Consider the following 7,787-nt stretch of genomic DNA (forward strand, 5'->3'; position numbering starts at 1 on the left):
ATCCCCCTTGGGGGCGGCCACCAGGCCGTCCTGGCCGACGACGGCACCTGGACCATCACCGTCGCCGATCACCACGGCACCGGCCAACTCGCCATCGACGCGGCCACCTTGAAGCTGACCGCCCAGCGCCGCACCCTGCCCTTCGGCGGCCCACGCGGCGCGGAACCCGCCTCCTGGCCCAGCACCCGCGGCTTCGTCGGGGGCATCGACGACACCCAGGACACCGGCCTCACCCACCTCGGCGCCCGCGAATACGACCCCACCACCGGCCGCTTCATCTCCGTAGACCCGCTCATGGATCTCACCGACCCCCAGCAGATCCACGGCTACACCTACGCCAACAACAACCCCCACACCTACAGCGACCCCACCGGCGAAATGTTCGCCGGCAACGATGGCAAAGGCTACGGCGTCGTCCCCAAATCCAACGGTAAGGGCTCCCGCCTCTCCAACCACGGCACCACCCACAGGAGCTACAACAAGAGGTACGGCAGAGCCGCTTCAGGAAGTCTTGGCTACGGTGGCAGAGCAGTCGGTGGTGCTGCATACAGCGGCAGAGCAGTCGGTGGCGCTGCATACAACAGCAGAGCACGAAATGGCGTGCACCGGGCTAACTGGGGCACTCCGCTCGACCAATTGAACAAAAGCTTCTATCCGGACACCAGGAAGTTCCTCTTCGGTGGTGGTGCAGCAAACCTGACGAAGGAACTCCTACTCCCCGATACCGATGCATGGATGGGCTGCAGGCAGAACTTCGGAATCAACAAGAACTGCGGCAGCGCCCTCCTGGATGCGCCGTTACTCAAATACCTCAAACTAGCCGGGAAGGGCGTGAAGTGGCTCGGTAAGCGCTTCAGTAAGTTGTTTGGGAAGGGGTGCCACAGCTTCACTCCCGGTACGCAGGTCCTCCTTGCCGACGGCACTCGCCAAAACATCGAAGATATCCAACTCGGCGAGAGGGTCACAGTTACCGACCCCGAAACCGGGAAGACAACTACCCGTGAAGTCGTCGGCACCATCACCACGAAGGACGACAAGAACTTCACCGACCTCACCATCACCACCGACGACGGCCCCGCCTCCCTCATCTCCACCACCACCCACCCCTTCTGGTCCCCCTCCGAGAACAAATGGGTCAACGCCGGCGACCTCACCGCAGGCATGACCCTCCACACCCCCGACGGCGACACCGTCACCCTCACCGCCACCCGCCACTTCACCAAACACCAGACCACCCACGACCTCACCATCAACAACACCCACACCTACTATGTACACGCAGGCGAGACACAGGTACTCGTTCACAACAGCAACTGTGATGTTGCTGGCCGAGAGCCTTGGCAGCTAACCAAGGAAGGCTCGACGAAACTCCTAAAGGGAGGTCCGTTCAAGACCACCTTCTATAAGAGTGCCTCGGACGGTACCTGGTGGACTCCGGACGTGACCGGCCACGGTGAATCGGCGTTCAAGGTCTATCGGGAGACCAGTAAGGGCCTCGAATGGATCTCGGATGCCGATAAATACGGCGACTACATGCCGGACAAGTGGAAGGGCGATACGGGGAAGTTCATACCGAACAGCAATTTACGGGGCGTCAAGAGATGATCGAGACTGCCGACGAGTTCGTACGGCTGCGCAACAGCTCAGATCCACAGGAATGCCGAAGGGCAGCAGTTGAGGAGGTGCCCGCGCAGGTATGGATGGAGGTCGTCGTTCGATATCCGGAAGAACGGGTGGCAGTTGTCCAGAACAAGACGGTGCCGTTGGCTGTTCTGGAAATACTGATCGACGACCCTGATGCTCGCGTCCGTTTCATGGTGGCCATGAAGCGGAAACTGTCACCGGACCTTCTCGAGCGCCTCGCTCACGATGTGGACGAATCGATCAGAATGAGGGTCGCGCAGCACAGGAATACGTCGAGGGAGACATTGGAATCCCTTCGGCACGACCCCTGGAGCGAAGTTCGTGCGGCTGTGGACGACCGACTAGGCGGCGCTGGCAGCGATCTCCATTGAGGTGAGTCGATCGGCCTGAAGAGCCCCACCAAGTTGTGTTTCGGTGGGGCTCTTCAACGGTTTGACGACAACGCTGACCGGCAATGTCAGCGGACGACGGCTGTGGTGGATGGGCCGTCGGGGAGGTTGGCGACCCCGCCGAGTGCGTGTCGATGGCCTGGCGCTGGAGGCGGAGTCGGACGTGGGCGTACACGGTGGCGGTAGCACCCAATGCGGGTGTGGTCGAGGATACCCTTGGTGACGACGAGCTTGTCCTGCGCCAGGAGCGGGAGGGGGAGCGGGATGACGCCGACCCCCTACTACGCCTCGGTGCGGCGACGGGGGACGGCTCCCGGAGAGCTGTTCAGAGTTTCATTACTGGTTCAAGGCGGTCCGACTTCGTCGTGGTGTGGGGTCGTGGGTCGCTGGAGGGTTCCCTCGCTGCCCGGTCACCGGAGGCGTACCAGGAACCCCCGGGGGGCCGCCAAGGCCGAGCGCAAGCGTCACGATGTGAGCCTTGGCGGCCCCCGGGGAACCCTGGCACGGCGAAGCTGCCCGACCGACGAGGGACCCCTCCCACTCAGGCCGCGATCCTGCCGGAGCCCGGCCCGCCACATGGTGGGGCACCCCTCTGGGCGGGTGTCTACCGGATCGCCCCCGGCTGATGTGCCGGCCGGGCGTACCGTGGAGTGGGAGGTGGCGAGTTGATGATTACGGAGCTGGCCGACAACGTCCGCAAGTACCGGCGCCGCGCGGGGATGAGCCAGGAGGAACTGGCCCACGCCGCAGGCGTATCGCCGGGCACGGTACGCAAGGCCGAGCAGGGCGGCACTCTCCGCATGGAGACCTTGCATGCGCTCGCCCGCGCGCTTGGGGTGACCACCGCCGCCCTGATGGCGTCCGATGCCCCGGAGTCCGTCGGGCGGACCGAGGAGCCGAACCGTGTCAATCTGATTCAGCTCCGTGCCGCCCTCACCCCGGCCGTCGGAGTCGTGGACCAGGACGCCGAAGCCGTGGGCGAGGAGCCGAACCTGCGTACCTTCCGGCGGACGCTGCAAGACGCACGGGTGTTGTACTTCTCCGACAGCTACAAGAGCGTCGCGGCTCAACTGCCGGGCCTGCTGCGTGATGCCGCACAGGCCGTCGCCTACTACGACAGCGGGGACGAGCACCGGCAGGCTCTGCTGGCCCGCGCCGAGGCCCTGCGTCTGGCTGGCACCTACCTTACCCAGGTGCGGCAGTACGACATCGCGTACGCCGCTGTGCGCGGCGCCATCATGGACGCCCGTCTGGCCGGAGACATGCTTGCGGCGGGCTCCGGTGTCGGCTGCATGTGCTGGCTGCTGGTGCGCCAGGGCCGATTGGACGAGGCGGAACAGGTCGCCGCCCGGAGCATGGACGCGGTGGAGCCGAAGATCACCGGGGCCGAGCCGGACCGCTACGCGGTGTGGGGCGGCCTGGCGATGGAGGCCGCCGCCGCAGCCGCGAGGAACAACCGTCCCGACGAAGCGAAGGAGTACCGTCAGGCCGCCCGGGTTGCGGCAACCGCGGTCGGGACAGCGCATCGCAACGTCTCCCGGCACTGGTCCGTCTTCGGGCCGGTCACCGTCGCGGTCAAGGCACTCGAAGACGACATGGTCGTCGGTGACTCCCGCGCGGTGGTGCGCAAGGCTGGCGAGCAGGAGGAGTTGTCGCCCAAGGCGTGGAAGCGCTTGGGCAGGCCCAGCACCAACGACGGGAACCGCTTCACCCTCGATGTGGCGCGTGCCCACACACGGACCGGCGACTTGTCGGCCGCCATGGACGAGTTGACCCGTGCCAGGGAAGCCGCCCGGCAGTGGCTGAGGCACCAGAACGGGGCCGCCGAGACCATGCAGGAGATCCTGGGCAAGCGCAAGCGCACCCTCACGACGGAGATGCGCGAAATGGCCGACTACCTGGGCGTTGTCGGGTAGCTGCCACGCAGCGTGGCAGTTCGTGAACATGGAGTCGCGAACTGCCACGGCTGCCGTCTGGGGTGACGATCGGTCAGTGCCTACGGTCAGTGCGTCCACCGTCAGTGACCCAGGCCGGGGGTGCCCAGTGAGCCAGCCCAGGAGCGATGCCGACCGCATACGTCGCAGAGAGTTGTACGACGCCGCGTCGGGCGGGGGAGGTCCCCGCTTACTGCCGTGGACCAGCCCGGAGGGGAAGCCCTGCTACCTGAGCAGCGACGGCCGGGGCTACCTCTCCACCCTCGCCGACAGCATCGAGACGGCACAGCTCAGCATGGGCCAGGAACTGTTGGACTACGCCCGCGCGGCCACGGCACCCGGCGCGAAAACCCTGTCGGCGACCGAATACCGCTGGCTGGCCCGCCGGTTGACCGAAGCCCTGACGGACGCGCTCAGGGTCGCGGACTCACGTGGCCAGTGCATCCCGGATCACGAAGAGGCGACCGAAGATGCCTGACTCCCCGAACGCCGGCGCACCAGTGCGCATTGCCTCTCGGGGGCGCCACCGCTTCCGCGAGTACCACGTGACCACCGTCCCCGACCCCCTGGCGCTGCCGAGCATCGAGGCGATCTGCGTCACCGGCGAAGAGCGCAACTGCGGTGCCACGTCCGGCACGCTGCACACCTCAGACGAGCTGACCCGCTGGATCGCCGGACACTGCGCCCAGAGCGGCCACGAACTGTACGAACAGACCGTCCGCGCCCTCGTCCGTGCCGAGCCCGGCGCGTGGCAGTAAAGTCCCCCGCGCCGACAGCACGCCAGCGGCAACGCGACCCGTGCGGCCCGAGCCGCTGACGGCAGTAGCGACGGCAACACCCACGGATTTCCCCGCACAACCACGGACAACAGCGGAACCCGAAACCGCCGCTGATCTGCAAATACGCAGATAGAGAGGGGTCGCGTAGCACACGTACTATGTACTCGCAGGCAAGACACCGATCCTCGTACACAATTCAAACTGCATTGTAGGAACCCGGCAGGTTGACCACGCTTGGGATCAGCATTCGCCTGGAGGGGCCTACCATAAGGCCGGAAAGATGGAGAATGTATTTGCTGACGGAGTCGACAAGACCCGGTTCCGGGGGATGGTGGATGAGGCGATCAAGAACGGGACGCAGGTTCCTAGGGCCAAGTCGGACCCCCGCGGAGGATACTACATCGACCACGATTTTGGCGATGTGGAAGTCGGTGCGATGGGTCAGAACGGCATGAGAATCGTCGTTGATGATGCGGGGAACTTCGTCACCGCGATGCCGAAGTTTATGTACCAGGGGATAAAATGATCTCGTTTGCATTCCTGCCCCGCATTGATGATCCATCCTGGGATTCTGATGGCTTGTCGGGGGTCTCAGCTCGCACGCTAACGGCCGACGACCTAACTTTTCACTACTTCACCTCCGACGTAGTGATCGGTGATGAGCGCAACGAAGTTCCATTGAGGACGCCTGGCCTCCCCGTCGTGGACTTTGTTCTGATGTTTGTTCAGCTGTGCCGCGAAGTCGCATCATCCGGTGAATCAATTGTGGAGTCTTCGCAGACTCAGGATTCAATTTCAGCTATGAGGGCGGGAGACGCAGTGGAACTCTCCTATAGCTTTTCCGATGTTATTTCGGAAGTATCTCTGCGCGACTTGAAGGAGGCTCCACGCAGGGCCTTCCAGTCCGCCCTCGAGGTGCTTTTTTCCGCTCATGGCGACTTGAGGTTTAACGGGTACCTAATCGAACTTGCCGACCTCATCCGATCGGGCTGATCGGATTTCTCGCCTTCCGGAGGAGCTGAAAACAGGAGCCCCACCGAGTTGCGCTCGGTGGGGCTCCTGTGCCGTCTTGCGGCAACTTCAGAGGACAACTGCCGAGGCGGACGGATCGTCGGTGGCCTCGTTGGTCCAGCTGAGGGCCATTCAGCGGTCGATGGCGTCGCGCTGGAGGCGGAGGCGGATGTGGGCGTAGACGGTGGCGGTGACGCCGATATGGGCGTGGCCCAACAGCTCCTTGATCACGACGAGTTCCACTCCTTGCTCCAGGAGGAGGGTGGCGGTCGAGTGGCGGAGGTCGTGGAACCGGATGCGGCGGAGTCTGGCCTGGCGGAGCAGGATGTTGAAGTGCCGGGTGAGGGTGGACCCGTCGATCGTGGCGCCGTCGAGGCGGGTGAAGACGTAGCCGCTGTCCTTCCAGCCCGTCCCCGCCGTCTCGCGTTCCTTGCGCTGTCGGTCGCGGTGCTGCTCGAGGGAGCGCTGGCACGGCGTCGGCAGGGCGATGCGCCGCTCCGAGCTCTTGGTCTTGGTCGGGAGGGCGGTCAGGTCACCGGAGTTGGTGCGCTGGAGGGTGCGTCGGATGCTGGCGGCTCCGCCGGCCAGGCCAAGCCCTTCCCAGCGCAGGCCGAGGAGTTCGCCCTTGCGGAGCCCGGTATGCAGAGCGAGTTCGAACAGCGGCTGCAACCGGTGACCGCTGGCGGCGGTCAGAAACTGGCGTGCTTCGTAGGCGGTGTGGGGTTCGAAGCGGTGGGGCCGTGGTGTGCCGGTGCGGACGTTGCGGGCGACATTGCGCAGGATTTCCTCCTCGCGCACGGCGTGCTCCAGCGCGGACTTGAGCACAGAGTGCACGTAGCTCAGGGGCAGAGGTGAGAGCCGCTTGGAGCAGCACTTCCCGGCAGCGCAGCAGAAGGGTTCGACACGGGCGGCGTCGAGCCCGCGGACGCAGCATTGGCAGGTGGTTCGGAGCTGGTTGAGCCAGGTACGGACGTCCTTGCCGGTGGCGCCGCAGGCACGGACGCGGCGGCGGGTGTCGCGTGCAGTGGTCATCAAGCGGCGGCTTCCTGGCCAAGGCGGGTGCGGATGAAGCCGGGGCAGCAGGGTCTGACCGGTGCCGTCCGGGCCATCGAGCCGGATCACGGCGCGGAAGTGGACCAGACCCCGCTGCCGGCACTCGGCGACCACCGCGAAGCAGCACCCACCCCTTCTGGTCCCCCTCCGAGAACAAATGGGTCAACGCCGGCGACCTCACCGCAGGCATGACCCTCCACACCCCCAACGGCGACACCGCCACCCTCACCACCACCCACCACCACACCAAACACCAGACCACCCACAACCTCACCATCAACAACACCCACACGTACTATGTACTCGCAGGTCAGACACCGGTACTCGTTCATAACTCTGGCGGAATGGACGGATGCAGCGATGCCGCATACCAGGGCGTGCTTCATGTTCGCGAAGAAGCTGAGAAGGAATTGAAGGAAGGTAAGCCCAATAATCACCGATTCGACATGTCGGATGATGAACTGGCCGACTATCTCAACGGGTTTGCCGGTCGACCTGACGGGTCTTCATTGCGTAACGGTGGAGTCGGTTGGTACGACGGTGAGCGCGGCGTCACCATAATTCAGAGGGGGAATACTCCATGACAGCGTTCAGGGAATCCCTCGAAGACTTCAACAAGCGAAAGGATTAGGCATACGGAATGCGCGCCAGTGAACATAGTGGGCAGATCGTGATGACGGTCGACGGCGACGAGTTGTTGCGGATGGCCGACGTCATGGCCGAAGCCCTGAACCTTCTCACGCGGTCCGAGTTCTACATCCGGACGGGATGCGCCAAACCAAATATGGAGGAACTGGTTCGGAATTTTCGGAGTGTGGCCGAGGGTGTGACAAGGGAATTCGATCTGGATATCCCTGTCGGTGTTGAGGTGGAGGAAAATCCACCTAAGGGCCGTCCCGTAATCCCCGGCGGGCGCACGACGCCAGCTACGGTCCCCTGCCGCGTTGTCGGATCGTCCGAATACGGCCCGGTATGAG

General features: G+C 64.4%; 9 protein-coding genes and 1 pseudogene. 8 read left to right on the top strand and 2 right to left on the bottom strand.

From position 1 onward, the window contains the following. From H299_RS35850 to H299_RS39720, 7 genes are all read left to right on the top strand, one after another. Window positions 1–1,605 (top strand): polymorphic toxin-type HINT domain-containing protein (locus H299_RS35850; protein ID WP_037760353.1); only part of this gene is annotated, 1,605 nt, incomplete at its 5' end. Next, window positions 1,602–2,015, top strand: coding sequence for a hypothetical protein (locus H299_RS39715; protein ID WP_027750406.1), 414 nt, complete (start codon window positions 1,602–1,604; stop codon window positions 2,013–2,015). The genes H299_RS35850 and H299_RS39715, both read left to right, overlap by 4 nt. A gap of 686 nt (window positions 2,016–2,701) precedes the next feature. Beyond that, window positions 2,702–3,949, top strand: a complete 1,248-nt coding sequence (locus H299_RS0123515) for a helix-turn-helix domain-containing protein (protein WP_027750407.1) — start codon at window positions 2,702–2,704, stop codon at window positions 3,947–3,949. A gap of 172 nt (window positions 3,950–4,121) precedes the next feature. Then, entirely contained in the window at window positions 4,122–4,445 is a 324-nt protein-coding gene (locus H299_RS0123520) for a hypothetical protein (RefSeq protein WP_037760356.1), read from the top strand. Beyond that, a complete protein-coding gene (locus H299_RS0123525; RefSeq protein WP_158692377.1) occupies window positions 4,438–4,725 on the top strand; it encodes a DUF7848 domain-containing protein in 288 nt (95 codons plus the stop codon). Before H299_RS0123520 ends, H299_RS0123525 begins: the two co-directional genes overlap by 8 nt. A gap of 301 nt (window positions 4,726–5,026) precedes the next feature. Beyond that, entirely contained in the window at window positions 5,027–5,272 is a 246-nt protein-coding gene (locus H299_RS0123530) for a hypothetical protein (RefSeq protein ID WP_027750410.1), read from the top strand. Next, entirely contained in the window at window positions 5,269–5,739 is a 471-nt protein-coding gene (locus H299_RS39720) for a hypothetical protein (RefSeq protein WP_158692378.1), read from the top strand. The genes H299_RS0123530 and H299_RS39720 overlap by 4 nt, the downstream gene beginning before the upstream one ends. A gap of 150 nt (window positions 5,740–5,889) precedes the next feature. Here the strand turns inward: H299_RS39720 and H299_RS35855 are convergent. After that, window positions 5,890–6,741 (bottom strand): annotated as a pseudogene (locus H299_RS35855) (tyrosine-type recombinase/integrase); the annotation flags it as partial. A gap of 35 nt (window positions 6,742–6,776) precedes the next feature. On the opposite strand from H299_RS35855, the gene H299_RS38585 reads away from it, so the two are divergent. Then, complete coding sequence (locus H299_RS38585; protein WP_078512990.1) at window positions 6,777–7,394, top strand: polymorphic toxin-type HINT domain-containing protein; 618 nt, start codon at window positions 6,777–6,779, stop codon at window positions 7,392–7,394. Here H299_RS38585 and H299_RS40615 read toward each other — a convergent pair. Then, on the bottom strand, window positions 7,373–7,787 hold a 415-nt coding region (locus tag H299_RS40615), incomplete at its 5' end, for a hypothetical protein (protein ID WP_486587394.1). The two genes, H299_RS38585 and H299_RS40615, sit on opposite strands and share 22 nt — an antisense overlap.

Source organism: Streptomyces sp. CNH287 (assembly GCF_000424825.1).

Coding starts and splice junctions, on each gene's coding strand:
- H299_RS39720 (WP_158692378.1), top strand. CDS start 5,269: ATGATCTCGTTTGCATTCCTGCCCCGCATTGATGATCCATCCTGGGAT.
- H299_RS0123515 (WP_027750407.1), top strand. CDS start 2,702: ATGATTACGGAGCTGGCCGACAACGTCCGCAAGTACCGGCGCCGCGCG.
- H299_RS0123530 (WP_027750410.1), top strand. CDS start 5,027: ATGGAGAATGTATTTGCTGACGGAGTCGACAAGACCCGGTTCCGGGGG.
- H299_RS39715 (WP_027750406.1), top strand. CDS start 1,602: ATGATCGAGACTGCCGACGAGTTCGTACGGCTGCGCAACAGCTCAGAT.
- H299_RS0123525 (WP_158692377.1), top strand. CDS start 4,438: ATGCCTGACTCCCCGAACGCCGGCGCACCAGTGCGCATTGCCTCTCGG.